Origin of the sequence: Streptomyces sp. NPDC048825 (genome assembly GCF_043198355.1) — a bacterium.
Classification (GTDB): Bacteria; Actinomycetota; Actinomycetes; order Streptomycetales; family Streptomycetaceae; genus Streptomyces; species Streptomyces xiangluensis.
Genome location: NZ_JBICUR010000001.1, coordinates 664,832 through 690,005, shown reverse-complemented (window position 1 = coordinate 690,005; position 25,174 = coordinate 664,832). Strand labels below are relative to the sequence as shown.

Below are 25,174 nucleotides of genomic sequence, written 5' to 3'. Positions count from 1 at the left end.
CGCCTAAATCAAAGCAGGCTGCCATGACAGCCAGTGGATCGTGGTGTCCGCGTCAGACGTGCGGAAGATGTACGCGGTAAACCCGGTCGGTGTCGAGAAGCGGAAGCCGACTTCACGGACACGAGTCCACGGGAATGCCGAGTGGGCACAGAGCAGAACCACCGGTTCGTTCGTGTCCGGCTGGTTGAGCTTGACCTCAGAGGCCGTGGGCGTGTTCACCTGGGGCGAGATGGTCACCGCACCGAAAACGATGTTGGCCGCACTGAGCGCGCCCGACACCACAAGGTCATCCGCGATGGTAGTTACGGCCATAAGTCCTCACGTCCTCTTCCGCCACATGAGCCAGGCGACCTTGGTGTCTGTCGTGTTGTCGCGATAGGTCCAGACGGTCATGCCGGTCGAAGAGAGACCGGAGACGCTGGACTCCAGGACGTCCGTGTTCGGGAGTGAAGTGACTGAGGCACACAGGCCGATGACTGCACCTGTGCCGGCAAGCGACAGACCCGACACCGTGGCCGATGTGGGAGTGTTTGCCACCGGGGTGATCGTGACGTAGCCCTGGGCGATGTTGCCCGCCTTGAGTCGACCGCTAATGCGGAGGTCTCCATTACGTACTTGAGCCATTCAATGCCTCCCGCGGGTTCGGATATGCAGAACGGAGGGTGTGGCACGGGTAGAAGGGAAGACCCGCGTGCCACACCCCCCGCTCGTATTCCCGGGTACCACCGCCGGGAGTTGAAGGCTGGCGCGGGAGTAGTGGATACACCACGCGAGCGAAGGAGGGCCCTACAACCAACTCCGTGGACCGCTCCCACACCAGCCGGTCTGTGTGCCTTACGCGACCCAGCGCGCGTGACCTGGATTGGTCACCACGTCGAGGCCGACCAGGTACCGGTGGTAGAGGTACCGGAGAAGGGCGTCCACGCGGTCGTAGGCGAGCTCCGGGAAGCGCTCCTGGATCTCGTCCCGCGTCAGTCCCTCCGGCTTCTCACGGAGAGCCCTGACCATGCGCTCCCGAGCCTCGCGGATCTTCATCGCGGCTCGTCCGGCAGACGAGAGCCAGGGTCGTTGAGCTGGCTCATCATCTGGTTCCAGGCCGCCGTCTTCTCGGCCTGGGCCGTCGCCTGCTCCCGCTGGCGGAAGGCGATGTCCTCTTCGCCTCGCTGGATGTCCTGCTCGATGAGGGCGTCCTGACGACGCCGGTACTCACTGTTGGAGTCCGGGGGGATTGAGATTCCTCGTCCGGCCATGGTCTGGGCCCTGCCTTTCAGTCACGCGGTTGGATAGGTGGGTTGTGCAGTCGGCCGGCTAGCGGTGCGCACCGGTGACGGCTCGCAGCTTGGCCGCCAGGGCGGCGTCCTGCTGCTCCTGCTGGTCCTCGATAGCGTCGGCCAGGCCCAGTTCGACCAGGTCGTCATAACTGCCGTAGTAAGCCACACGGAGCTTCTCCGCCATGGAGTTGCGGGCACCGTCGTGGATCAGGTCGTTGACGGTCGTCCCAGGCGCGGGCCGACCGTTCGGCCCGTACCGCACTCGGTAGGGCTGGGCGGCAGCTTCCCTCGCCCGCTGGAGGTTCGTCTCCCGCTCCACCCGGCTGTTCTGGTTCATCGCCTCGTACGTCTGACGCCGACGCGCGGCCTCCGCGCTCTCACGCGCCTCCCGCTGGAGCTGTGCGCGTGCGACGTCCTCGGGATGAGCCACGCGCTTCTGGCGGAGCTCCGCAGCGCGCTTACGGACAGCCCGCTCGAACTCGGCCTGTCCCTTCGCGTTGGTCTCGTGGACGTGGCTGTAGTCCGTGTCACCCCGAGCCTGGCGCAGCAGCGCTTCCGTGGTCGGGTCCAGCTTGGGCGTCGACTCGAACCGGCTGGGATCCGTGCCCGCCATGAGCCGGTCCCAGAGCTGCTGACTGACCTTGTCGGTCATTCCATCTCCTCGAATTCCGGGACGGCGTCGCCGTAGCCCTCGCGTACGTCTTGGGTGTGGCGCGAATTCCGAGGCGGCGAGTTGACCCAGGTGGCCAGGGCCTCGCTCATCTTCCGAGTCAATTCCTCGTCAGTCGCGAGCCTTTGGATTAGCGCGGCCTTTTCTGCCTCGCGTTCACGCTTGACCCGCGCCCAGAATTCCTGCACCTCTGGGTCCAGTTCTTCGACGCCCTGACCTAGCCACCTGGCTAGTTCGGCGTCGAGCCCCTTTTCCCATGGAGGGAGAGGGTCGGGCTGGTTCTGCTTCTTCCGAGCCTCACGAACCGTTACCGCGTATTCGCGACGCTGGCGGATCTCCTCATCCGAGAGTTTCCGCGTATTGCATTCCCTCGGAGGCTCGGGCTCCTCGGGCGGGAAGTGATTACCCAAGTCGTACCGCTCGAAGAACAGACGGACCCTGTCACCCTTGGGTGGGTCCTCGTTCCCCCGAGTGAATTCCTCGGGCACTTCATAACCGGCGTCCGCCAGTTCCTTCAACCGGATCAGCAGGTGGCCAGTCCAGGCCATCTCTACTAGGTCCTTGCTCAGTTCGTCGTTCCGCCGCTTTCGCTCCCGCACGACCGGGTGATCCGGGTGCTTCGGGCAGCTCGCGCCATGGGTTCGGCAAACCACCACACCAGCCGCTGCACGCTCACGGAGAAGCCGACTCGACTTGAGAGGCATGGTCAGTCACCCCATACCGGATCGGGCTGGAGCTGGAGAATCTCCAGGGTCTTTTCCATTTCCAGCGTGACCTTGGCGGGTACCTCCAGGCCAAGGAGCTTGGCCACCTTCATGTTCAGATCCGCGATGGTGCGGACACATGCATTCCGCTCCGCCACGGTCTCGGCATTCTCCAGGTTCTTGTGAGCCTCGCGGATCATGTCGGTGAGCGAGGATTCGCGGTCGGTCCGCATGTCGGCGAGAGAATCCTCACCCAGGTTCTTCCGAGCCCGAGCCAGGCGCCGTTCGACCACATCCATGGACATTCCGAGAGCGCGGCAAATTGAGACCTTGCTGTTGCCTCGCTTGAACAGGCGGTAAACCTTATCGGCTTCCTTGTCCAGCTCGGCGACGGTCAGCGTTCCAGCGCCCAAGGGCGCATCCGGATTACGCGGCTTCTTGCCAGCCATACGTTCCTCCCTTCATACCTCGAACCTAAGCCATTCATTGGCAATATCAGAATGACAGACGCTTGACAAAACGGCAAGGTGTTGTATATGGCGCGCGACGTGGGGAAACCGCAATATCGCGGATATCGTGGCTTTATGGATAACGACACGGAAAGTACCAACGCTAAGAGGTGGAAAGCGCGGCGCGACGCCCATTCCAACTGTGACCACGAGAACTCAAAGCGGGCCCGCCATCTATGCCGCCAAGCCAACGGGAGGAAACAGGCTTACACCCGTGGCGTGAGTGACTACGACCGGTTCATGTCCTATGTGGACGACTCGGGTGGGCCCGATGCGTGCCATCTGTGGACGCGGTATCTCGAACCCCAGGGGAAGCGCGGAGAGTTCGACGTTACCGAGGACGGACGACAGCGGAAGTTCAAGGCCACACGGTGGCTCATGGGCCACCTGCGCGGGAAGGAACTGACGCCGAATGAGGTGGTCATGCACTCGTGCGATAACCCACCCTGTGTGAACAGGCGGCATTTGAAGGTCGGCACCCACGCCGACAACATGGTCGACATGGCGAGGAAGGGCCGAGGGAGGAACCAGCACACGGCACGTTCCACACCGCCCGTACGTTCGTGCGAGCCAACTTCGGGTACCCCCTTGACAGTTGCCCTGTGAGCAGGCTCACCCACGCTCTACTCTTGTCACAACGGAGCGTCAGCAACCCACCCACCGACAGTGGTTGAGACGGGAGCGTCACATGGGCACGACTGAGGACCTGATCCGGCAACTCCGAGCACCCGACCAGCGGGGAGCTGGGCGCATCGAGGAAGCCGAGTACGGCGTCCCCAACGTGGAGCGCCTGACCCGCATCGACAACGCGGCCAAGAGCATCCGCTCATGGAACAGCCGGTGCATTCCGGGCCTGCTCCAGACGCCCGAGTACATGATGGGCCTCACCCAGGCGACGAACCCCCACCTCCCGCTCATGGAGGTACGGAAGCGAACTCTCCTCAAGTCGGCGCGCACCCAGGCATTCATGCGGCGCACCATGACGGGCGAACTCGGGATGGCATGGTTCCTCGTCGGGGAACAGGGCATCATCCACTCGACCAGGGATACGAACGCCCATGCGATGCAGCTCCGGCATCTGCTCACCATGAGCGGGCACGCGAAGATCATGATCCAGGTGTTGCCCGCCCACAAGATCCCGCCCGCGCTGTCGGATCACTTCCTCCTGTGGGGACTGGAGGAGGAGAGCGCAGACCCGGACGGGCCCAGGATCCCGCCACAGCGCATGGGCTACATTGAGACGATCATGGGCGGGTGGTACTCGACTCGCCTGGATGACGTGGCGCGGATGCACTCCGCGTTCTCCGACATGATCCGGGAAGCCATGTCCCCCGATGACTCCCGGACGTTCATCAGGGAGGTACTGGCCTCATGGCGCGCACTTCAAAGCCGCACATCACCCGACTCCACGACGGAGCCCGGTTCGAGTTCTCCAGCTACACCAACGACGACTGCCTTGGAGTTGCCGCCCCAGCATCCGGAGATGTAGCCGTCCTCGACTCAAAGGACCCTGCCGGTCCGATACTTGAGTTCCGGCGTGACGAGTGGGCGGCGTTCGTCTCGTTCGTCCGCGCGCTCTGACGTTCCACACCAGCCCGACGAGAGCCCCGAGACTTGCTCAACTCCCTTGAGTCTCGGGGCTCTTGCATGTCTCGTCTCGCGAGTGCGAGCGAACGTCACGCGCTCTCTTGCTCCCAAACGGAGCTCAGGCGCGTCTCTCGGCTCCCAGCAGTACGAGAGCGACAGAAGACACGCACTCAGCAACCGATCTCGTCAGAGAGCGCCTGAGAGCTTTCCGCTCATCCTGGCTGGTCAGCGCGTGCCGGCGAGCACGTCTAGCCGCGCCATCGCGACCATGAGAAAGGGCCCTGACGCTCGATGCGTCGGGCCCTTCTCTGCTGGCGCTGGACTACTTCGCGGTGTCGTCGGCCTTCGGCTCGACAGCCTTCGCGGGAGCGGGCGTTGCCTTCTTCGCGGCGGTCGTCGTGCGAGTGGGCGACTTCTTCGCAGCCTGGGCGGCAGCGGGCTTGGCGGCAGCCGTCGCGGCCTTCTTCGCCGGAGCCTTCGCGGTGCCGGGCGTCGCAGCCTTCGACGCGGTGTCGGCAGGCTCAGCAGCGGCGCGGAGAGCCTTACGGCAAGCGGCACGACCAGCCTTGGTCTTCTCGTGTGCGCACTGGCTGTGGTCGAAGTGAGAGCGGGTCATGTCGGGCTCCTCGGTGGGTCGTTGTCGTGCTGGCAGGACGACACTCCCGGAGTTCGGGACCCAGTCCGAAGGGCTACGGCTGGTCTCCGTGGCGAACTGTTACTGATCGGCGGCTCACGTGCTGTCCAGCGCGGTGCGCTAGCCTGCCCACCGAGAAGCCCCCTCACTGCGATTGAGGGGGCCTCTCTTATGGGCGCGTGTGCCGTGCGCTCGGGACTAGAAGGGACTGATCATGTCCCACACCGCCCTGACGAGAGTGGCGATCCCCTCCCACCCGAGCACGGTGACGACGACAGCCAGCCATGCGGCGGCGAGTCCCCCGGCCAGGGCGGCGAAGTGACGGCGCTGAGAGGCCGGGCTGGTGTGGCACGTAGCGCATACCGGGTCCTCTTCGAACGAGGTCGGCGCGGGTACCAGGTTGACGCCGCATCGGGTGCATGAGACGTACGTGGTGCCGCGTCGGCGGGTGTAGCGAAGGCGGGCGGTGTGCTTACGCATCGTGTGCTCCTCGTGTCGGTGACGTGACACGGCGAAGCTATGGACCACGGAGAGTGACTCCGTAGGGTCGGAGCGCAACTCCTAGGCGGATCGTGATGTGAGCGGTGGTGATGGTCGTGGATCATCATGGCTAGTACCTGTCCCCGAGCTGGTGCACGGCGTTGACTGCCCGCTGGCTCGCTTGATCGTGGGCGTAGCGGCGCAACATAGCCGCGCTCTTCCACCCACGGACAGCCATGACGTTCTCCCCGCTGACCCCGTTGGAGAGGAGGTCATCCGTCCACGTATGGCAGTAGGAGTGCGGCGACACCTCGGCGGAGTCGTACCCGGCCTCCTCGGCTCGCCGCTTCACCATCCGGTACAGACCCGAGTAACGGAGGCGGTTCCTGTTCCTCGTGCCGAGCCAGAGCCACGGGCCCTGAGAGAGGCTGTGCTCTTCCCGCGCCCGTAGGTACCGCTGGAGTGCCTTCACCGTCTTGGGCTGGAGCGGAATGGTCCTGCCGTCCTGGCTGTTCCTGTCGCCCTTCAGAGGGACGACGACCAGGGTGTGACCGTGGAGGTCCAGGTCTTGGACCCGGAGGTTCAGAAGCTCCTCGGCTCGTAGACCCTCCGTCAGAACCCTGATGATGGCGTGGTCTCGCGTGGTCTCGAAGTCTCGGACGCGCGGGTTGCCATTACCCGTGACTTTGAGACAGTCCGTCACGAACTCAGAGGAGAGGGTCTTTGGCTTCCCCTGCGGCGGCGCTGAGTAGCGGTGGAGCTTCTTGTCACGCCACGGGTTCGGATGCTCGTACTCCTCCTCCAGCCACGCGAACAGGACGCGCACGTTCCGCTGGAGTGTGGAAGTTCCGCCGGTGTACCCGCCCTTGCCGTCCTGGCTCTTGGGCACGTCGTGGGTCTCGTAGTGATGGCGGAAGAACCGGTTCAGCGTGGCTGTGTCGCAGGCGGTGAAGTCTTCTTCCACACCAGCCTGCGTCATCCATCGGTGCAGCGTGCGCGCGCCGGTCATGTACGCCCGGATGGTGCCCTGCTGATACGGGCGACCGAGTCGGTTCGTGGTCGTGCTGAGGTGCAGCTCTAGTTCATCGAGCATCGCAGCGCGCACGTCCTGAGCATCCCTGAGGACGCGTACGGCGCTCTGTGCGTGCGCCTGTGCACTCTCGTGATCTGTCGGCGTAGACGTGCGCCTAGCACTGCGCAGCGGGCTCCGTCGAATCGTCTCGCCCACTGTCTTGCGTGGTGTTGCTGGCACGCTGTGTGACCCTCCTGCGGGAGGGAGCTAAGCAAGATCAATCTCCTGAGACTTCTTGCCTAGCTCCGCTGGACATGAGTGTCACAGCGGTATGGATCAGCGTTTGTGCAGCTCAGACATACTGGGCGCCCCCGGCAGGACTCGAACCTGCGGCCAAGCGCTTAGAAGGCGCCTGCTCTATCCACTGAGCTACGGGGGCCAGGTGTGGTGGCCTGTGGCACTGATGCCCGGGTGTGGGCGGATCCGTGACCTTGCCGGGGACAAGGATAGGGCTCCCTTGCCCTGGTCCCCGGTGCTTCGCCTCCGTGGCTCAATGTGGAGGTTCGGTGAAGCGGTCCTGATAATCGCAGGCAGGTGCGAATCGTGCATCGCTTTTGGCGTCTGGCGCCCCTGGTGTTGTGCACTCGTTATGCCTGCGCCCCAGTCGTCCCTTCCGCCCCCTGTGTCCGATCGGCGCGCAGATGTAGTCATATGCTTCAGAAAACCTCCAAAATTGGGCATTCTTCGCATGTGGTGACCTTGGACGTACGGCCTCAGCTGCTCGACGCACTTTCCGCCCTGCGCGACCGTGTCGCCGCCGCACGCTTCCCGCTACCCCTGGCGGGGGCCCCACGCGCGCGTGCCAACCGCGACGAACTGCTCGCGCAGCTCGACGACTATTTGGTGCCCCGGTTGAGGGAACCCGAAGCGCCATTGCTCGCCGTGGTGGGGGGCTCCACCGGCGCCGGAAAGTCGACACTCGTCAACTCCCTTGTGGGGCGTCGCGTCAGCGAGGCGGGAGTGCTGCGGCCCACGACGCGCACTCCGGTGCTGGTGTGCCACCCGGAGGACCACCACTGGTACAGCGGGATGCGCGTACTGCCCGACCTCACACGCGTATGGAGGCCGCAACCGGACCCCAAGGGCGACGTGCTGCAGCCGGACGGTCCACGCGCGCGCGTGCTGCGTATCGAAACCGCCGACACCCTCCCGCGCGGGCTCGCACTCCTCGACGCGCCCGACGTCGACTCCTTGCTGGCCGACAACGGCGTCCTCGCCGCCGAGCTGATCTGCGCGGCTGACATCTGGATCATGGTCACCACGGCCGCGCGGTACGCCGACGCCGTGCCCTGGCATCTGCTGCGTACCGCCAAGGAAAATGACGCCACGCTCGTCACCGTCCTCGACCGTGTCCCGCACCAGGTGGTCTCCGAGGTGTCGCGGCAGTACGGCGCTCTGCTCACCAAGGCGGGACTCGGCGACGTGCCCCGCTTCACCGTGCCCGAGCTGCCCGAGTCCGCGTGGGGCGGTGGGCTGCTTCCTGCCACCGCCGTGGCGCCGCTGCGCACCTGGCTCACCCATCAGGTGCAGGATGCCGGTGCCCGGCAAGAGGTGATGGCGCGTACGGCGTACGGAGTGCTCGACTCGCTGAAGACGCGGATGCCCGAACTGGCCAGTGCCGCGGCCGCGCAGTACGCCGCCGCGCTGCGGCTCACCGCAGCCGTCGACGGGGCGTACAACAGCGAGCACGCGCGCGTGCGGGGTCGTCTGCAGGCCGGAGCCGTGCTCGCCGGGGACGCGTTGAAGCGGTGGCGCAGCTACCCGCTGGACTGCACCGCCGGTGAACTGCTCGACGCGCTCGTCGAGAGCCTGGCCGCACTGCTGCTGTGCGCCGTCGCCGCCGCCGACGAACGCATCGACGAGGCCTGGCGCCGCGAACCCGCCGCGAACGACCCCGGTCTGACGAACCGTGATCCGGGTACCGAAGACGCCGAGCATCGGATCGGGCTGGCCGTACGGCGCTGGCGGCGGGTCATCGAGGAGTACGCCGAGGACGAGGTACGCCACCTGGACAGGAGCATCGCGCCCGACGCCGAGGTGGTGGCCGCGCTGGTCGCCACCTCGCTCCTGGGCGGTCGCCGGGCGCGGTCCGCGGGCGAGAGCCTAGCGGAGCGGATCGGTGCGCACGGCGCTCTGCGGCTGCGCGACCGGGCCGGGCGACTGCTCACGGACTACCTCGACAAGACGTTGCACGCCGAACGAGAGCGACGGCTCGCCCCGCTCGATGCCCTGGACGTACGCCCGGAGCCCCAGGCCGAACTCATCGCCGCGCTGTCCGTACTGCAGAAGGAGAGGTGACCGAGGTGACCGCCGCCACGGATCACAGGGATCACTCCGACCACTCCGGAGACGACGAGGGACAGAGGGACGAGGGAGACGGGAAGGGTGAGCACGCGCGCGTGGATGATGCCGAGGACACCGCCCCCTTGGAGGCTGTGAAGTCCATGGAGTCCGCGGATTCCACCGACGCGGACGCGGACGCGGACCAGGACTCCGAAGGCTTCTGGGACGACGGGCTGATCGCACGCCGCGTGTCCGCGACAGACGAGGCGCAGGGGTACGGACAGGTCGTACGAGAGCCGGTCGGGGAGCCCTGGTCGCCGCCTGCGCCTCCTCTCGCGTACGACAGGACGCTACGGTCGCGTCTCGACGCACTGCGCGAACTGGTGGGCCTGTCCCGGACCCGGCTCGACAGCAGGACGCTCGCCGAGGCGGGGCGGGTCCTCGACGCGGCGGCGGCACGGCGCCGGCTCTCAGGGCAGCACACCGTCGTCGCCATCGCCGGAGCCACCGGCAGCGGCAAGTCACAGCTCTTCAACGCGCTCGCCGGAGTGGCCATTTCGGAGACCGGAGTACGCAGGCCGACCACCGCCGCGCCCATCGCGTGCAGCTGGAGTGACGGCGCCGCGACGCTCATCGACCGGCTCGGCATCCCTGGGCGGCTGCGACGGCGCCCGTTGCAGAGCCCGGAGGCCGAGGCGCAACTGCGCGGGCTCGTCCTCGTCGACCTGCCCGACCACGACTCCGCGGCCGTCCAGCACCGCGAGCAGGTGGACCGCATCCTGGGGCTCGTCGACGCGGTCATCTGGGTCGTCGACCCGGAGAAGTACGCCGACGCCGTGCTGCACGAGCGCTATCTGCGGCCCATGGCGGGTCACGCGGAGGTCACCTTCGTAGTGCTCAATCAGATCGACCGGCTGCCCGGAGAGGCCGCCGACCTCGTCCTCGACGACCTCAGACGACTGCTCGACGAGGACGGGATCGCGCTCGGCGAATACGGTGAACCGGGCGCGAACGTGCTCGCGGTGTCCGCCCTCACCGGCAAGGGCATCGGCGAACTCCGCGAGGCGCTCGGCCACTTCGTGGCAGAACGGGGCGCCGCGGCACGCCGGATCTCCGCCGACCTGGACTCGGCGGCGGCGCGGCTGTGGCCCGTCTACGCGAACGGACGGTGGGCCGGGCTCAGCGAGGAGGCGCGCGACGAGTTCGCCGACCGGCTCGCGGACGCGGTGGGCGCCACGGCCGCCGGAGAGGCCGCCGAGCGCGCCTGGCGCCGCCACGCCAACCGCGCCTGCGGCACGCCCTGGCTGCGGCTGTGGCGCTGGTACCAGGATGTGCGTGAATCGCCGACCGGGCGCCAGGCCGTGCGGGCGCACGCCGAGGAGGAGGCAACGGCGCGCCAGCGCGTGGAGCAGGCGGTGCGTACGGTGGCCGAGCAGGCGTCCGGCGGACTGCCGGCGCCCTGGGCGCAGGCGGTGCGCGAGGCGGCCGTACGAGGATCGCAGGGGCTGCCCGAGGCGTTGGACGAGCTGGCAGCAGGGGCCGGGACTCCGGCCGGGCGACCGCCGCGGCCCGGCTGGTGGCCGCTGGCCGTGCTGGCGCAGGCGTCCATGACCATCCTCCAAGTCATCGGCGGGCTCTGGCTGTTGGGGCAGGTCATCGGCTTCATGTCACCGAATCTCGGGGTGCCCGTGCTGCTGATGGCGATCGGCATCGTCGGCGGTCCTGCCATCGAGTGGGCCTGCAAGCTGGCGGTACGCGGTCCGGCGCGACGGTACGGGGACGAGGCGGAACGGCGATTGCGGGAGGCAGCCGAGGCATGCGGCCGGGCGCGGGTGCTGGATCCGGTGGCGGCGGAGCTGCTGCGATATCGGGAGGTACGGGAGCAGTACGTGCGGGTCACGGGGGTCGGAACCCCGATCGGGTGACCGAGTTGTCCACAACCGGGCGGTAGCCCACAGCGCTCAGCGGGCTCGGGCCGGCGGAGGCAGTCTGGGACCGCGGCGATCACAGCGCGATCGTCGCGACAGACGCAGCCGTACGGGACGAGCCCGTACGCGTGTGGACATGGGAGGGATCCGGCCATGAACGAGATGACGGTGTGTGCGGTGGGGAACGTCGCTACGCAGCCGGTGTACCGGGAGACCGCGGCAGGGGCGTCGGCGAGGTTCCGGCTGGCGGTGACGCAGCGGTACTGGGACCGCGAGAAGAACGCGTGGACGGACGGCCACACCAATTTCTTCACGGTATGGGCCAAGAGGTCGCTCGCGAGCAATGTCCAGGCGTCCGTGACGCTGGGCGATCCGGTCGTCGTCCAGGGCAGGTTGAAGGTCCGCACCGATCAACGCGACGGCAAGACATGGACGTACGCCGACATCGAGGCGTCCGCGGTCGGCCACGATCTGTCGCGCGGCTCAGCGATGTTCCGGCGGGCGAACAGGGGTGAGATGGCATCGGCCGCGCCACCCCGGCCGGAGCCCAACTGGGAAACGGAGCCGGGAGGCCAGCCGACCGTGACTGCCCAACAGCAGGCGGAGCCAGCTCTGGTGACGTGACGTCAGGTGCGTCGGCGCGTCGGTCGAAGTGCGGCTTATCGGCGAATGTGTCTCGGACAGTCCCCGTGGATTTGTCGACACTTTCAACTCGGATGCGATCTTGGCGATAACGATTCCGAGTCGGATCGGTTATCAGATGGGATGCCTGGGGAGCGTGGTCCGCCTCGTACCTAGGATGCCGGGCATAGCTCTCGGGGCTTCTGATTCTGCTGGTGGGACCGCAACCCCCCACGTCAACGGGTCCTGCTCGAAGGGGAATTCTGTGCTTTGTTCGTTCTCTGCGTTGTCCGTACGTGGGCGAGGTGTCGCCCGCCTCGCGGCGGCGACGCTGGTGTCCGGGCTCGTCGTGGTGAGCGCGATGACCACGGCGGGTGCGGCAGCTGCTGCCGACGACGAGATCCCGCAGAGCCGGGGTGGCGCGACCGCCACCATCGGTGGGCTGAAGACGTCCGGGTTCGCCGTCATACACGACAACGGCGAGGACAGGCAGGTGCCCGCGGGGCTGTTCGAGATGTCCGTCGACAACGGCGGCACTCTGCAGACCTACTGCGTCGACATGGACCACCCGACGCAGATGTCCGCCAAGTACCAGGAGACGCCCTGGAGTGGTACGTCGCTGAGCGGCAACCCGGAGGCGGGCAAGATCCTTTGGATCCTGCAGAACTCCTACCCGCAGGTGAACGACCTCTCGGCGCTGGCCAAAAGAGCCGGCGCGAGTGGTCTTACCGAGGAGGACGCGGCGGTCGGGACGCAGGTGGCGATCTGGCGGTACTCGGACGGTGCCGACGTGGACGCGGTGAACCCGAAGGCGGAAAAGCTCGCCGACTACCTGCACAAGAGCGCGCGCAACGTCGCGGAGCCCGAGGCCTCGCTGACCCTGGGGCCGCCGGCGGTCTCCGGGCGCTCCGGTGAGGTACTCGGCCCCGTCACGGTCCACACCAACGCGGGCAGTGTGGGGGTGACGCCGCCCGCCGACGCGACGAGCGGGGTGAAGGTCGTCGACAAGGACGGCCGGGCCATCACCTCCGCGGTCGACGGCAGCCAGCTGTTCTTCGACGTGCCCGAGGGCGCCGCGGACGGCTCTGCCGCGCTGACGGTGCAGGCCTCGACCACGGTGCCGGTCGGCCGGGCCTTCGCCTCCGAGAACAGAAGCCAGACGCAGATCCTCGCGGGCTCCAGTGAGTCGACGGTCTCCGCGACGGCGACCGCGAACTGGGCCGAGGAGGGCGCGATACCCGCGCTGTCGGCCGAGAAGAACTGCGCCAAGGGAGCCGTGGACATCACGGCGGCCAACGCGGGGGACGAGCCGTTCACCTTCGAGCTGATGGGGGCCCAGCACACCGTAGAGGCGGGCACGTCGCAGACCGTGACGATTCCGCTCCAGGAGGACCAGGCGTACGACTTCACGATCAGAGGGCCGAACGGCTACGAGAAGCGGTTCAAGGGCGTCCTCGACTGCCGGACGCAGAGCAGCACGGGCGGTGAGACCACACAGACGCTGAGCGAACCGAGCCCGGCCACAGTCGGCGGCACCTCCACCGGCGGCACCGACCTCGCCGAGACCGGCAGCTCCAGCGTCACCCCGGTGATGGTCGAAATCGCGATCGCCCTGCTCGTGATCGGCGCCACCGCGCTGCTCCTCGTCCACAAGAAGAAGCCGACTCAGGACTGAATGACGCGTGACTGAATGCCTCGGGACCGAGCGACGAATGACCGCACCTTGACAACTGCACAGTGAGCGATCGCGCGCGTCAGCGGCACCGGTTGGTGTGACTGATGTCGACGACGAAGCGCTCCGGGGAGTGCAGTTTGAAGGCCTTGTACGTGGGCTTCGTGTGGAACGCGGCTCCGAACGTGACCGTGCCCTCGAAGTCGCCGGTCAGGGCGAGGCCCTTGAGTTTGGGCAGGTGGATCTTCAGCAGCTTGGGACCCTGGTAGACCGACCGGCCCGCCTCGTTGTGCGCGGCGGCGGGGGAGAGCTTGATCTCCAGGAAGTACTTGCCGGCGAGCGGGACCTTCGCTCCGGTGCCGTCGTAGCGCAGTTCCCTGACCGGTTTCACGGTGACAGGGGGCATGGTGCCCCGGACGTCGATGACGATCCGGTCGTGCGAACAGTGCCCGCCCCAGCGGGCGTTGACCACGAGGGGGGTCGCGGGAGTCTGCCGGGAGGCGGCTTCGGCCTGTGCGGAGGTGGAGGCGGAGGCCGAGGTAGACGCAGAGGCGGGAATCGTGGTGCCGACTGCGGCGGTGAGAAGGATGCCTGCGGCGATGGCCGCGCGGCGTGGATGATGTTGCATGACGCCCCCGATTTCTCCTGGTGAGGGGCAGCGATTTCATTATGTGGGACATCCGGCAGAGTCATACGGTTGCATCGCTTGTGATGCGATTCGCCGGGTTTCCTGTTCCCGGATCTCTGGGCCCGGATTTTCCGGGCGTATCAGGTGCCTCAGTCGTCCGCGGCCAGCTCCGCCGGTGTGGCGATGACGTCCACGAGGGCGTCGCCGCGTAGCGCGGTCAGCGCCAGTGGCCGTCCGATGGCGTCCTCGAGCATCAGCCGCTGCAAGGTCTGTGCGCTGCTGACCGGCTCGTCGTGGGCGGTGAGCAACAGGTCGCCGGCGCGCAACCCGGCGCGGGCGGCGGGCGAAGCGGGTACGACCTCGACGATGCGCAGGCCGTTGCGTTGGCCAAGCCGTGCCCGAAGCGGCGGCGGGAGCGGTGCGGGTGTGCCGACGAGGCCGAGGTAGGCGCGGCGGACTCGGCCGTCGGCGAGCAGGGCGGCGACGATCCGCCGGCTGGTGTCGTTCACCGGGATGGCCAGGCCGAGGCCGATCTCTGCGATGGCGGTGTTGATGCCGACCACCTTGCCGTCGGCGGTGGCGAGGGCTCCGCCCGAACTGCCGGGATAAAGGGCGGCATCGGTCTGGACGACATCGTCGATGACGCGCGTCGTGGAGCCGGTGCTCGCAGGCAGCGACCGTCCCAGGGCGCTGACCACGCCCGCTGTGACGCTGCCGGCCAGCCCGAGTGGGTTGCCGACCGCGACAACCAGCTGGCCCACGCGCAGTGCGTTGGCCTCGCCGAGTCGGGCCGGCGGCGGGGTCGGCCCGTCGGCGCGGACCACCGCGAGGTCGGACAGCGGGTCGGCGCCGATGACATGGAAGGGGGTGGTCGTACCGTCCGCGAAGGAGGCCGTACCGGCGTCGGAGTGCCCGACGACATGGGCGTTGGTGAGCAGGAAACCGTCGTCCGTGAAGACCACCGCTGAGCCGGTGCCCATCACGAACCGCCCTCTGTAGCGCCGGTGCGCGACGTTCAGGGCCGCCACCTTCCCAGTGAGCTCGGCGGCGACCGAGACGACGACCTGGGAGTACGTGTCGAGCGCGGCCTGCTCCCCGCGGGAGCGGTCGGGCTCGGAGACTGTCTCGGCCACGAGTCGACCCTTTCGGCTTGCACAAGCTCTGAATTACATGATTACAACTTTGCGCGGCTCAGTGGGCCGGACTTCGCTGTGGGCGGAGCGGACGACGGTGAGGCCGATGACGTGAGCCTGAAACCGCCCAGCCGCAGCCGTCCCACCGCCTAATCGCCGAGTTCGGTGAAGAGGGTCAGCTGGAGGGCGGCCGGGGCCTCGAGCCGGGAGTTCAGGGAGTTCCAGGGGGTGCGGGTCGGCTCGGCGAGCACCTGGGCTCCGGCGGCGGCCAGCTGCGACGTGGTGGTGGCGGAGTCGTCGACCTGGAAGGCGACCCGGATGTGGCCGGCGACCCGCTGTCCGACCTCGACTTCGTCGATGAAGGCGGCGTGGTTCGGATCCGTCAGTTCCAGCGTGGCCCGGCCGGCGTCGAGGATGGTGACTCGTCCGCCGGGGGAGGAGAACGCGCCGCGCTCGGTCAGACCGAGGACGTCGCGGTAGAAGTGCAGCGCCGCGTCGTAGTCGGCTGCCGTGACCACCAGGCGGAGTTCGCGTACGGCGGGTTCGTCGGGCATATCGGCTCCTTGGAGATCTCGAATCGGACCAGGGTCGACCCAGCCCGCCGCTCCGGGAGGGGACCCGGAGCCTCGGCGGTACAACCGTCCTGTGTCCATTCGGATTCCAACTCGCCGCATCGAGCCCGGCGGCGCGCGCCCGGCACCGTACCCGTACGGCACCGGCAGTCGCGGTGTGCGTAGTGGCCGCCGTCACGGCTGGAGCGTTCGCCGCGCCGACGCCAACGACCGTCAGCCGGCAGGGCACAGCGCCGCACCAGCCCAACAGGCCAAACAGGCCGAGGCGGAACGGGTCGCCCAGCGCATCGCAGCCGATGGCGAAGCGGAACTGGCACGGCGGCGAGCACGCGAGCAGGCCCGCTAGGCCGAGGCCGCCGACGCCCGGGCCGAGAGCTGCGAGTCCCGGGCCTGCGCCCCGTCCGTCCGCGGAGACTCCATGTAAGTCGCCTTGACCGAGGGCCTGTTCGCCGAGGGTGACCGGCTCACCCCCACCGGTGTCCGCCAACTCACCGTCTTTGGTGGCCGCCTGGCCGACCGCAAGGCGTACATCGAGATCCACGGCCACGTCGCCACCGTCCAGGGCGCCCCCGAAGCGCCAGTTCCGTCCTCGCCCTGTGGCGCGCCCTCGTGGCCGCCCGCGAACTCGGCGCCGCCAGCGGGCAAACCAACCTCTCACCGCTTCACCTTCGCCAGCGCGGATCAGCAGGACGCCGCCCCGTGCGACAGCGCCGCACGAAACCGAACGGTAACCGTGGTGATCACACCCGGGTAGAGAGTGGTACGAACAGGCCCCGGCCCGGTCGCAGTCAGCCACCGACTGGCTAGACTCGCACCCCCGTGCACGTGATCGCGCCACGCACGGGCCATGCCGTTCCCGAAGGGTTTCGACGCTTGATAGCCATCGAAGAGGTCAGCAAGCGATATGCCGACGGCACGGTGGCCGTCGATCGCCTGTCCCTTGAGATTCCGAACCACTCCATCACCGTCCTGGTCGGGCCTTCGGGGTGCGGCAAGACCACCACGCTGCGAATGATCAACCGCATGGTCGAGCCCAGCAGCGGCACAATCCGGGTGAACGGCGAGGACGTCCAGCGTCAGCCGGTCAACGCCCTGCGCCGTTCCATGGGTTACGTCATCCAGAATGCCGGCCTCTTCCAGCACCGCACCATCATCGACAACATCGCCACCGTGCCGCGGCTGCTGGGCTGGTCCAAGCAGCGCGCCCGGGCCCGGGCGGCCGAGCTCATGGAACGGGTCGGCCTCGACAAGGACATGGCCCGCCGCTACCCGTACCAGCTTTCGGGCGGTCAGCAGCAGCGTGTCGGCGTGGCCCGTGCGCTGGCCGCGGACCCGCCGATCCTGCTGATGGACGAGCCGTTCTCCGCCGTCGACCCGGTCGTCCGCCGGGGTTTGCAGGAGGAGTTGCTGCGGATTCAGGGCGAGCTCGGCAAGGCGATCGTGTTCGTCACGCACGACATGGACGAGGCCATCACGATCGGCGACCGTATCGCCGTGCTGCGCACCGGCGGCCGGCTCGCCCAGTTCGCCGCGCCGGACGAACTGTTGTCGTCGCCCGCCGACGAGTTCGTGGAGGAGTTCCTGGGCGGCGACCGGGGCATCCGCGGACTGTCGTTCCTTTCCACGCGCGACCTCGAACTCGACCGCTCCCGGGTCTTCCCGATCAGCACCGACCGGCAGCGGATCGCCGAGGCCGCCGGCTCCCAACCCGCCTATGCCCAACCGGTTCTGGTCACCGACGCCGACGGCAAGCCCCTCGGCTGGACCGACCCCGCGGCCTGGGACGGCGACGCCGTGACCCTGACGCCGTACGGGCAGAGCTTCGAGATCGGCCGGGACTCCCTGCGGGTGGCCCTGGACCGGGCGGTGCTGTCGCCCACCGGTCACGCGGTCGCCGTGGACGGGGCGGGACGAGTGCTGGGGATCGCCGGTCAGGAGACGATCGCCGCGGCGATCGGCGCCGCCCGCCGGCAGCACGCCGCCGGCTCCTCGGGCTCCGCGCGGGGCACGGACTCTCCGCAGGACCCGCCTCCGGTGAAGGCCACGCGATGAACGGCTTCTTCGACATCCCGAGCGACCTCCAGAGCAGCTATTTCGGCCTGATCTCCACGCACCTGCAAGAGGCCCTGATCCCGGTGCTGGTGGGCTTCCTGCTGTCGCTGCCGATCGGCCTGCTGTGCGTCCGCGTCCGCTGGCTCTACCCGCCCGTACTGTGGACCACCACGGTGATCTACGCGATCCCGTCGCTCGCCTTCTTCGTGGTGCTCATCGACTACACCGGGCTGAGCAAGCTCACGGTGATGATCCCGCTGTGCCTGTACAGCCTGGTCGTCCTCGTCCCGTCGGTCGTCGACGGCATCCGGTCGGTTCCCGAGGAGACGAACGCCGCTGCCCAGGCCATGGGCATCGGCCTCGTACGCCGCTATCTGCAGGTCCAACTGCCCATCGCCGTACCCGCGATCATCGCCGGACTGCGGGTGGCCGCCGCCTCCAGCATCAGCCTGGTCAGCGTCGGCGCGCTGATCGGCAACCAGGGCGCGCTGGGCAATCTGCTGACCACCGCGCTGCTCTACCAGCGCCCCGCGCTGGCCCTGAACTCGGTGGTCACCACCGCCGTACTCGCCGTACTCGTCGACGCCCTGCTCGTCCTCGCGCGCCGGCTGCTCACCCCCTGGCAGCCGCCGTCCGACAGCAAGGCCAGGCGCACGGCCCTGCGTACCGCCGCGGGCCCCTCGGCGGGGGACCCGTCCACAACGGCGGGCGCCGCCCGCGCACCGGAGCGCGTCTCGTGAACGTACTGAACTTCATGGAGTCCTTCTTCAACGACAGCGCCCACTGGAGCGGCTACGACGGCATCCCGCAGCGCGTGTGGGAGCACCTTCAGTACTCCGCCGCGGCGCTCGCGATCGCCGCGGCCATCGGCCTGCCGATCGGTCTGGTCACCGGGCACACCGGCCGCGGCGGCAACGCGATGGCGTTCGTGGCGGCGGCGGCCCGCGCCCTGCCTACGTTCGGGCTGCTGGTGCTGATGTTCGTCTGGCTCGGGCTGAGCGTGCTGCCCGTGATGATCCCGCTGGTGGTGCTGGCGATCCCGCCGATCCTCATCACCACCTACGAGGCGGTGCGCACCGTGGACCCCTCGCCCGTCGACGCCGCCCGCGGAATGGGCATGTCGCAGTCGCAGATCCTGTTCCAGGTGGAGGTGCCGGCCGCGCTGCCGCTGATCTTCAGCGGGCTGCGTTCGGCGGCGATCCAGATCGTCTCCACGGCGACGATCGCGGCGTACGTCTCTCTGGGCGGCGTCGGCCGGTACATCGTGGACGGCCTGTACCAGCGGGACTACGAGAAGGTGGTCGGCGGCGCCACTCTCACCGCCGCCCTTGCCCTGCTTGTCCTCGTGGTGTTCTGGGCCGCGGGCCGCACTGCGGTGTCCCCGGGTGTGCGCAGTCGCGGGGCGGCCTGACCGTGGGCCTCCCCCCGCCGGGTCACCGCCGTTCGGCGGTGGCCAGGGCGTGTTCGAGGACCACGAGCAATGCGTCTCGGACCGAGCCGCGTTCGCGGGCGTCGAACACGGTGAGCGGGACGTGGTCGCCGACGTCGAGGGCCCACCGTACGTCGTTCAGGTCATGCTCGACCTTGCCGTCGAAGGCGTTGACGGCCACCGCGAAGGGGATCTGCCGGTGCTCGAAGTAGTCGACGGCCGCGTAGCAGTCGTCGAGGCGGCGGGTGTCGACGATGACGAGTCCGCCGAGCGCGCCGTCCACCAGGTCGTCCCACATGAAGCCGAACCGTTCCTGGCCGGGCGTCCCGAACAGATAGAGCTTCAGCGTCGGGTCGAGCGTGACGCAGCCGAAGTCCATGGCGACGGTGGTCGTCATCTTCTCCGGGGTGTGTGAGAGGTCGTCGACGCCGGCCGCGACCGAGGTTATGGACGCCTCGGTGGTCAGCGGCTCGATCTCGGAGATGGCGCCCACCGTGGTCGTCTTGCCCACGCCGAAGCCGCCCGCGATCACCATCTTCACCGGCAGCGGTGGCCGCGTCCCCTGGGCCTCACCGCTCACGGACCCGGCCCCTGGAGTCGGGGATGTCTCGAAGACCATCGATAACCCTTCGCAATACAGTGGCGTCGCGGGCGGAACCGTCCTGCGGTACGTACAAGGCCAGTTGACCGTCCGCGCGCAGATCGTCGGCGAGCACCCGGATCACATTGAGGTGCATCCGCAGTTTCGCCGCGATCTCCGCCAGCGACTGCGGCTGACGGCAGATCATGATGATGTCGCGGTGCTGGTCGAAGGCGAAGGCGTCCAGCGTGGCCAGACCCACGTCGGTCGCGATCACCTGTGTCTCGATCGGAATCGGCGGTACGAGACTGTCGCCGCCGGCGATCCGCCCCGCCGTCAGCAGGAACGGTCTCACGAGCGGCGCGGGAGGCTCCGGCCCCCACACGGCGTCGTCGGCGGCTGGTGACTCACCGGCCGTCATCACGTTCCCCCTTCACCTTACGGGCGTCATGGTCGGGCAACGCCCCGGAGCTCGGCCGTCCGTCACCCGGCCGGCGCGATCCCCACGGTGTTCTTCAGCTCCATGACCAGCTGCGGGCTCAGCGCGGCACCGGCGCGATTGGCGAAGAGGGTCATCTCGTATGCGATGTTGCCGAGCTTCGCCTCCTTGGACGCGACCACGCCGAGCACCGCGCCCGCGCCGAGCGCCGACACCAGGACGTGTCCTTCCTCGAGGTCGATGATGACCTTGTTCAGGCCGCCGAGTCCGTAGTTGCCGGATGCCCCCATCGCGAGGCTGGTGATACCCGAGACGATCGCCGCGAGCCGTTCGGAGTCCGCCTGGCCGCGCAGTTGGGACACCGCGATCAACAGCCCGTCGGAGGAGACACCGATCACGTCGACAACCCCGGCGGTCTCGGTGGCGAAGCGGTTCAGCAGCCAGTTGAAGTCGGCAGCGGCGGTCTTCACATCCGTCACCGGCTCAACGGCCCCTGATTGCGGTCCACCTGTCCACATCATCACTTGCTCATGCCTTCCGGGAATGGGGATCTGTAGGTCGGGGGTCTATGGGTCTTGATGCTGCACTCGGCCGGGACTCGGCCGCGGCCTCGCGGTGGGCCCGCTGGACGGCGGCCTCGAACTCGTCGAGCTCGGACCGCGCCGCCTCCGGGTCCACGGGCTGCCAGGCGGACGGCCGCTGGTTCGTCGGCGCTCGCTTGGGCTGGCGGCTGGAGGCGGTGGTGGCGCCCAGGGTCGCACCGCGCACCCGGCGCCGCAGGGGGCCGGGAGCGTCGGGCCGCGCCGGGGCCGTACCGGAGGATCCGTTGTTGCCGCCCCCGGCACCGCGCCCTGCGGCCTCGTGAGCGCCAACTCCCGTACCGGCTGCGGGCCTTGGCGAGGGAGCGCCCCGCCGGGGCAGCGGGGGAGTGCCGGGGCCGTACGGAGTGTGGCCCAAGGCTTCCTCGCGCCCGCGCCCGCTCTCCGCCGTGGCTTCCAGACGGCGCGCGTGGCCGGGCGACCGGGGCTGAGCCGGGGACAGGGTCGGGGATTGGGCCGGGGGCTGCTCCGGTCGGCTCCGCGCGGGGATCCGGCGGGGCAGGGACGAGCGGCCGGGCGCCGCCTCCACCATCGCGGGACGCGGCTCGGGCGGGCCCGGTCGGCGGGCGGGCGGCAGGATCTGCGCGGGGCGTGCCGCAGGCGCCGTCGGGTCGGTGGACAGCAGATGGGCCGGGGGGACCGCGACGGTGGCGGTGACGCCGCCGCCCGGGGTGCGGGAGAGCACGACCTCGATGCCCCAGCGCCGGGACAGACCGCCGACCACGAACAGGCCGAGCACCTCCGTCGGCGCCAGGTCGAGCCGTTCACGGCGGATCAGCCGGGCGTTCTCCTCCTCCAGCCGCTCGGCGCTCATCCCGAGCCCGTGGTCGATGATCTCGACCACGGCGCCGCCGGAGCCGAGCCGGGGCCGCAGGACCACCTCGACGCTGGTGTGCGCCGGCGAGAACGTCACCGCGTTCTCCAGCAGTTCGGCAAGCATCAGCGTCAGATCGCCGACGATGTCGGGGGCGACGGTGACATCGCCCTCGGCGTGCGGAGTGACGCGCTGATAGCCCTCGATCTGGCCGAGCGCGGCCCGGGCGATGTTGCTGAGCCGCATGGGCCCGGTGTTCAGGCCCGTCTCGCGGATTCCGGCGAGCAGCATCAGGCTGTCGGCGTTGCGCTGGAGACGTACGGCGATGTGGTCGATGCGGTAGAGCCGTTCCAGTACCTGCGGATCGGTCTCGCCGCGCTCCACCGAGTCGATCAGGGCGAGTTGACGTGCGGTGAGGTTGCTGACGCGGCGGCCGACGTTGCCGAACATCTCGGCGATGTTGCGACGGCTGACGACCTGGCGCTCCAGCAGGGCGGTCGCGGTGACCTGAACCTGGTTGAAGGCTTCGGCGAGTTCACCGATCTCGTCGCGTACGGGCACGGGTACGGCTTCCAGGCGTGGCGGGCTCGCGTCGTCGGCGTCGTCGTCCGCGACCCGGGCCAGCTCCGTCTCGGCCGCGGCGGCCACGTGCTGGGCCGCACCGGTGAGGGTCCGCACGGTCCGCACCACGGAGCGGCGCACCAGCACCGAGAACAGCAGCCAGGCCCCGAAGGCGAGCAGCGTGCCGGCGACCAGCCAGGCCACCTGCCACCAGGCGGTGTTCGACGCGGACTGGGTGTCGGCGGCGATCTGGTCGATGAGCGACTGGGTGATCTTCAGCCGGTTCTGTGCCTGCCGCTCGTAGGTGGGCTCGGCCTGCAGCGCCCCGCCGAGGGCCCTACGCAGCTGGGTCGCGTTCTCGGCGACCAGCGCGCCGGGGTCGACCTGCAGCGAGACATAGTGCTGGGCGATGACGCTCTGGTACGGGCTCTGCTCGATCCCGGCCAGTTCCGCGCCCTGCTCCTGGCTGGCGAACCGGGTGAACCGCTCGGCCTGGTGGGTGTACTGCTCGAGGTCGCCGACGGCGGCGGTGAACTGAATGAGCGCGTTCGGGTCACGGGTCCGGGCTGCGAACACGCTGGTCTCGAAGGACGCGTGGGCCGTGTCGGCCCGCAGCAGCGCGTCGAGCAGATTGCCCGCGGACGAGGAGGACTCGGCACCCGTCTCACCGAGGCCGAGTCCGCTGATCAGACCCTCGATCACCGATCCGTACGCGGGGTCGATGTTGTCAGCGGGGATGGGCCCCTGCTCCACGGTCTGCCGCAGGCTGTCCAGGCCTTCCAGTTCCTTCAGCGCCTGGGCTTCGCCTTCCGGCAGCCGGTCCCCGTAGGTCTCCCGGACCGTCTCTATCTGGGAGTTGACCTTCTGCTGCGCCTGGAGATACGCGGAGGTGTCGGGCGGCCCTTCCTCGGGGCCGGCGGCCTCATGGCGCAGGGAGATGAGCAGGGCCTGCCGGTGCTCGGTCTGCACATTGTCGATCAGCCGGGTCACCTGCGCGCTGTCGCGCACGAGTTCAGCGGTGGAGGCGGCGGAACGGGCCTGGTCGACCTGGGCGTAGACGACGTAGGCGAGGATCGCCGAGACGACCGCAAGCGGAACGATCACCAGAACGTTCAGTTTGCGCCGGAAGGGCCAGCGGTCCAGGAGGGGCGGCGTCGGGCCGGTGCGGAGAGCCGCGGGGGATTGTTCCCGGACAACCTTTCTGTGCGCGGGCACCGAACCTCCTTGCTGCTTGCATCACATGGGAAGTCCGCTGTCCGAAACTCATGGGTTACAGGGTCGCGACAGCGCGCTTCGACCGACAAGTGGAACCAGGTGGAACAGGACCCCCGACGCGGCCAACATTAGCGGCTGGCGCAACAGTACGGCCATGATCAACCAAAAACAGGCACGGAGATACGCCGGATTCATTCGTATATTGGCCCCGTTGTGCACACGGCACGAAGCCGTCCGGTGCCCTTCGGTGATCTATTCGTGTCTTGACGGTCCGTGACCGGGCTCGCTTGGATCGTCGCGACGCCGCAACCACGGCCGCACCGCCCACACCCTCGGCAAGTCTGGATGACGAACGTGACCATCGCACGAAGCACCAGAAAATCCGCAACGTACGCCGTTTCCCTGCTGGTGGTGGCCACGGCCGCGCTCGCGGGATGTGGTTCCTCCGACGACTCCTCCGACAATTCCGACCCCTTGCAGGAGGATGCATCCAAGGGCGGGACCGTCGTGGTCGGTTCCAACAACTTCCCCGAGAGCATCCTGCTCGCCGACATCTACGGCGAAGCCCTCAAGTCCAAGGGCATCAAAGTCAGTTACAAACTGAACATCGGCAGCCGGGAAACGACCTACGGTCTGATCAAGAACGGCACGATCACGGTTCTGCCCGAGTACAGCGGGGCGCTGCTGGCGTATCTGAACAAGGACGCGGAGGCGACGACGACCGAGGAGACCAACAAGGCCATTGCCTCCGAACTCGACCCGAAACTGGCCCTTTTGGAGTCCTCGGAGGCCCAGGACAAGGACGCCGTCGCGGTCAACGAGGCGACGGCCAAGAAGTACAACCTGACGGAGAAGTCGACGCTCGCCGACCTCGCCGAAGCGGCTCCTGAGCTGGTCATCGGCGGTTCTCCCGAGTTCCAGACCCGTCACCACGGGCTGCCGGGCCTCAAGGACGACTACGGGCTCGAGTTCAAGTCCTTCAAGGCGCTGGACGCGGGCGGTCCGCTGACGGTGGCGGCGCTCAAGGGCAACAACATTCAGGCCGGGAACATCTTCACGACCGACCCCGGTATCGAAAAGAACAAGTTCCTCATCATGCAGGACCCGAAGAATCTGTTCGGCTTCGAGAACGTAACTCCGTTGGCATTCAAGAGCGGTCTCCCGGCAGAGGGAGTTTCCGCACTCAATGCCGTATCGGAGAAGCTCGACACGGAAGCTCTGATCAGCCTCAACGGTGAGGTGCAGAACGAGAACAAGGACCCGCTGGAGGTGGCCAAAGCCTGGCTGTCCTCGAACGGACTGACCTGACGGGTACGGGGTCGGGGCGGGCCTCGGCCCGCCCGGCTGCTTCGGGGGAGGGCCCGGCGGCCGAGGGCCCGGCAGCCGCGGCATCGCTCGACGGCCGGGGCCTCGATGCCGCCACCGTCGCCGGGATCGCCGACGGAGCGCCGCCTCCCGCCGTGGACCCGGCCGCGCTGGAGGCGATGGAGCGCTCCGGGCAGGCCGCGTGTGTTCTGGCGGCGGAGGGCGGCCGGGTCTATGGGCGCAGCACCGGAGTTGGGGCGCATCGCGGCGCCACTGTCGAGGAGCGAGACGGCTACGGCCACGATCTACGGCTGCTGCTCAGCCATGCGGGCGGCATCGGCGAGCTGCTGCCGGTACGCCAGGTGCGCGCGATGATGCTGGTCCGGGCGGGCCAGCTCCCTCCCAGGGGTTAGGGG

General features: G+C 68.3%; 28 protein-coding genes, 1 tRNA gene and 1 pseudogene. 12 read left to right on the top strand and 18 right to left on the bottom strand.

Translation table 11 applies throughout. The annotated features are described in order from the left end of the window. Positions 1 to 3: 3 nt before the first annotated feature. The 7 genes from ACGFNK_RS03120 to ACGFNK_RS03090 form a co-directional block, all read right to left on the bottom strand. On the bottom strand, positions 4 to 312 hold the full coding sequence (locus ACGFNK_RS03120) for a hypothetical protein (RefSeq protein ID WP_393411350.1): 309 nt from the start codon (positions 310 to 312) through the stop codon (positions 4 to 6). 6 nt (positions 313 to 318) lie between these two features. After that, complete coding sequence (locus tag ACGFNK_RS03115) at positions 319 to 624, bottom strand: hypothetical protein (RefSeq protein ID WP_393411348.1); 306 nt, start codon at positions 622 to 624, stop codon at positions 319 to 321. A gap of 210 nt (positions 625 to 834) precedes the next feature. Next, positions 835 to 1,035 carry a hypothetical protein gene (locus ACGFNK_RS03110; protein WP_393411346.1) on the bottom strand — a complete coding sequence of 67 codons (201 nt, stop codon included), beginning with the start codon at positions 1,033 to 1,035 and terminating at the stop codon, positions 835 to 837. Further along, positions 1,032 to 1,250, bottom strand: a complete 219-nt coding sequence (locus tag ACGFNK_RS03105; RefSeq protein ID WP_393411344.1) for a hypothetical protein — start codon at positions 1,248 to 1,250, stop codon at positions 1,032 to 1,034. Before ACGFNK_RS03105 ends, ACGFNK_RS03110 begins: the two co-directional genes overlap by 4 nt. Before the next feature lie 58 nt (positions 1,251 to 1,308). Then, on the bottom strand, positions 1,309 to 1,923 hold the full coding sequence (locus ACGFNK_RS03100) for a hypothetical protein (RefSeq protein ID WP_393411342.1): 615 nt from the start codon (positions 1,921 to 1,923) through the stop codon (positions 1,309 to 1,311). Continuing rightward, positions 1,920 to 2,540 carry a hypothetical protein gene (locus ACGFNK_RS03095; protein WP_393411340.1) on the bottom strand — a complete coding sequence of 207 codons (621 nt, stop codon included), beginning with the start codon at positions 2,538 to 2,540 and terminating at the stop codon, positions 1,920 to 1,922. Before ACGFNK_RS03095 ends, ACGFNK_RS03100 begins: the two co-directional genes overlap by 4 nt. Positions 2,541 to 2,647: 107 nt before the next feature. Further along, on the bottom strand, positions 2,648 to 3,094 hold the full coding sequence (locus ACGFNK_RS03090) for a hypothetical protein (protein ID WP_361060111.1): 447 nt from the start codon (positions 3,092 to 3,094) through the stop codon (positions 2,648 to 2,650). A 748-nt stretch (positions 3,095 to 3,842) separates the two neighbouring features. Here ACGFNK_RS03090 and ACGFNK_RS03085 point away from each other — a divergent pair. Next, the gene (locus ACGFNK_RS03085) at positions 3,843 to 4,643 is read left to right on the top strand and encodes a DUF5753 domain-containing protein (RefSeq protein ID WP_393411338.1); all 801 of its coding nucleotides are present in this window, start codon (positions 3,843 to 3,845) and stop codon (positions 4,641 to 4,643) included. A gap of 2 nt (positions 4,644 to 4,645) precedes the next feature. Beyond that, positions 4,646 to 4,735: pseudogene (locus ACGFNK_RS03080) on the top strand (DUF397 domain-containing protein); the annotation flags it as partial. 328 nt (positions 4,736 to 5,063) lie between these two features. On the opposite strand, the gene ACGFNK_RS03075 reads toward ACGFNK_RS03080, so the two are convergent. From ACGFNK_RS03075 to ACGFNK_RS03060, 4 genes are all read right to left on the bottom strand, one after another. Continuing rightward, on the bottom strand, positions 5,064 to 5,357 hold the full coding sequence (locus ACGFNK_RS03075) for a hypothetical protein (RefSeq protein ID WP_393411337.1): 294 nt from the start codon (positions 5,355 to 5,357) through the stop codon (positions 5,064 to 5,066). 216 nt (positions 5,358 to 5,573) lie between these two features. Further along, positions 5,574 to 5,855, bottom strand: coding sequence for a hypothetical protein (locus tag ACGFNK_RS03070; RefSeq protein ID WP_393411335.1), 282 nt, complete (start codon positions 5,853 to 5,855; stop codon positions 5,574 to 5,576). 130 nt (positions 5,856 to 5,985) lie between these two features. After that, positions 5,986 to 6,960, bottom strand: coding sequence for a tyrosine-type recombinase/integrase (locus ACGFNK_RS03065; RefSeq protein ID WP_393411333.1), 975 nt, complete (start codon positions 6,958 to 6,960; stop codon positions 5,986 to 5,988). Between the two features lie 273 nt (positions 6,961 to 7,233). Further along, a tRNA-Arg gene (locus ACGFNK_RS03060) sits at positions 7,234 to 7,306 on the bottom strand. A gap of 311 nt (positions 7,307 to 7,617) precedes the next feature. Here ACGFNK_RS03060 and ACGFNK_RS03055 point away from each other — a divergent pair. The 4 genes from ACGFNK_RS03055 to ACGFNK_RS03040 all read left to right on the top strand — a co-directional run bounded on the left by ACGFNK_RS03055 (position 7,618) and on the right by ACGFNK_RS03040 (position 13,434). Continuing rightward, a complete protein-coding gene (locus tag ACGFNK_RS03055) occupies positions 7,618 to 9,225 on the top strand; it encodes a dynamin family protein (RefSeq protein WP_393411331.1) in 1,608 nt (535 codons plus the stop codon). Further along, on the top strand, positions 9,222 to 11,135 hold the full coding sequence (locus ACGFNK_RS03050) for a YfjP family GTPase (protein ID WP_393411329.1): 1,914 nt from the start codon (positions 9,222 to 9,224) through the stop codon (positions 11,133 to 11,135). The genes ACGFNK_RS03055 and ACGFNK_RS03050 overlap by 4 nt, the downstream gene beginning before the upstream one ends. Before the next feature lie 156 nt (positions 11,136 to 11,291). Then, on the top strand, positions 11,292 to 11,762 hold the full coding sequence (locus ACGFNK_RS03045; protein ID WP_393411327.1) for a single-stranded DNA-binding protein: 471 nt from the start codon (positions 11,292 to 11,294) through the stop codon (positions 11,760 to 11,762). Between the two features lie 262 nt (positions 11,763 to 12,024). Beyond that, entirely contained in the window at positions 12,025 to 13,434 is a 1,410-nt protein-coding gene (locus ACGFNK_RS03040) for a Cys-Gln thioester bond-forming surface protein (RefSeq protein ID WP_393411325.1), read from the top strand. A 79-nt stretch (positions 13,435 to 13,513) separates the two neighbouring features. On the opposite strand, the gene ACGFNK_RS03035 is transcribed toward ACGFNK_RS03040, so the two are convergent. The 3 genes from ACGFNK_RS03035 to ACGFNK_RS03025 all read right to left on the bottom strand — a co-directional run bounded on the left by ACGFNK_RS03035 (position 13,514) and on the right by ACGFNK_RS03025 (position 15,746). After that, a complete protein-coding gene (locus ACGFNK_RS03035; protein WP_393411323.1) occupies positions 13,514 to 14,059 on the bottom strand; it encodes a hypothetical protein in 546 nt (181 codons plus the stop codon). A 149-nt stretch (positions 14,060 to 14,208) separates the two neighbouring features. Further along, positions 14,209 to 15,192, bottom strand: coding sequence for a S1C family serine protease (locus tag ACGFNK_RS03030; RefSeq protein WP_393411321.1), 984 nt, complete (start codon positions 15,190 to 15,192; stop codon positions 14,209 to 14,211). Positions 15,193 to 15,341: 149 nt separating this feature from the next. Continuing rightward, positions 15,342 to 15,746, bottom strand: a complete 405-nt coding sequence (locus tag ACGFNK_RS03025) for a VOC family protein (RefSeq protein WP_393411319.1) — start codon at positions 15,744 to 15,746, stop codon at positions 15,342 to 15,344. Between the two features lie 448 nt (positions 15,747 to 16,194). On the opposite strand from ACGFNK_RS03025, the gene ACGFNK_RS03020 reads away from it, so the two are divergent. The 4 genes from ACGFNK_RS03020 (at position 16,195) to ACGFNK_RS03005 (ending at position 19,227) form a co-directional block, all read left to right on the top strand. Next, a complete protein-coding gene (locus ACGFNK_RS03020; RefSeq protein ID WP_393411317.1) occupies positions 16,195 to 16,518 on the top strand; it encodes a hypothetical protein in 324 nt (107 codons plus the stop codon). A 119-nt stretch (positions 16,519 to 16,637) separates the two neighbouring features. Next, positions 16,638 to 17,816: an ABC transporter ATP-binding protein gene (locus ACGFNK_RS03015; protein WP_393411315.1), complete on the top strand. Its 1,179-nt coding sequence runs from the start codon at positions 16,638 to 16,640 to the stop codon at positions 17,814 to 17,816. Continuing rightward, positions 17,813 to 18,556: an ABC transporter permease gene (locus ACGFNK_RS03010; RefSeq protein ID WP_393411313.1), complete on the top strand. Its 744-nt coding sequence runs from the start codon at positions 17,813 to 17,815 to the stop codon at positions 18,554 to 18,556. Before ACGFNK_RS03015 ends, ACGFNK_RS03010 begins: the two co-directional genes overlap by 4 nt. Continuing rightward, on the top strand, positions 18,553 to 19,227 hold the full coding sequence (locus ACGFNK_RS03005; RefSeq protein WP_393411311.1) for an ABC transporter permease: 675 nt from the start codon (positions 18,553 to 18,555) through the stop codon (positions 19,225 to 19,227). Before ACGFNK_RS03010 ends, ACGFNK_RS03005 begins: the two co-directional genes overlap by 4 nt. A 22-nt stretch (positions 19,228 to 19,249) precedes the next feature. Here the strand turns inward: ACGFNK_RS03005 and ACGFNK_RS03000 are convergent, their stop codons facing one another. The 4 genes from ACGFNK_RS03000 to ACGFNK_RS02985 all read right to left on the bottom strand — a co-directional run bounded on the left by ACGFNK_RS03000 (position 19,250) and on the right by ACGFNK_RS02985 (position 23,453). Continuing rightward, positions 19,250 to 19,864, bottom strand: coding sequence for an ATP/GTP-binding protein (locus tag ACGFNK_RS03000; RefSeq protein ID WP_393411309.1), 615 nt, complete (start codon positions 19,862 to 19,864; stop codon positions 19,250 to 19,252). Further along, a complete protein-coding gene (locus ACGFNK_RS02995) occupies positions 19,815 to 20,246 on the bottom strand; it encodes a DUF742 domain-containing protein (protein WP_393411307.1) in 432 nt (143 codons plus the stop codon). The genes ACGFNK_RS03000 and ACGFNK_RS02995 overlap by 50 nt, the downstream gene beginning before the upstream one ends. Before the next feature lie 62 nt (positions 20,247 to 20,308). After that, entirely contained in the window at positions 20,309 to 20,785 is a 477-nt protein-coding gene (locus tag ACGFNK_RS02990; protein ID WP_344396919.1) for a roadblock/LC7 domain-containing protein, read from the bottom strand. A 7-nt stretch (positions 20,786 to 20,792) separates the two neighbouring features. Beyond that, positions 20,793 to 23,453, bottom strand: a complete 2,661-nt coding sequence (locus ACGFNK_RS02985; RefSeq protein WP_393411305.1) for an ATP-binding protein — start codon at positions 23,451 to 23,453, stop codon at positions 20,793 to 20,795. A gap of 345 nt (positions 23,454 to 23,798) precedes the next feature. Between ACGFNK_RS02985 and ACGFNK_RS02980 the strand changes: the two genes are divergently transcribed. Further along, positions 23,799 to 24,761, top strand: a complete 963-nt coding sequence (locus tag ACGFNK_RS02980; protein WP_393411303.1) for an ABC transporter substrate-binding protein — start codon at positions 23,799 to 23,801, stop codon at positions 24,759 to 24,761. After that, a complete protein-coding gene (locus ACGFNK_RS02975) occupies positions 24,734 to 25,171 on the top strand; it encodes an aromatic amino acid lyase (protein WP_393412140.1) in 438 nt (145 codons plus the stop codon). Before ACGFNK_RS02980 ends, ACGFNK_RS02975 begins: the two co-directional genes overlap by 28 nt. Positions 25,172 to 25,174 lie beyond the last annotated feature (3 nt).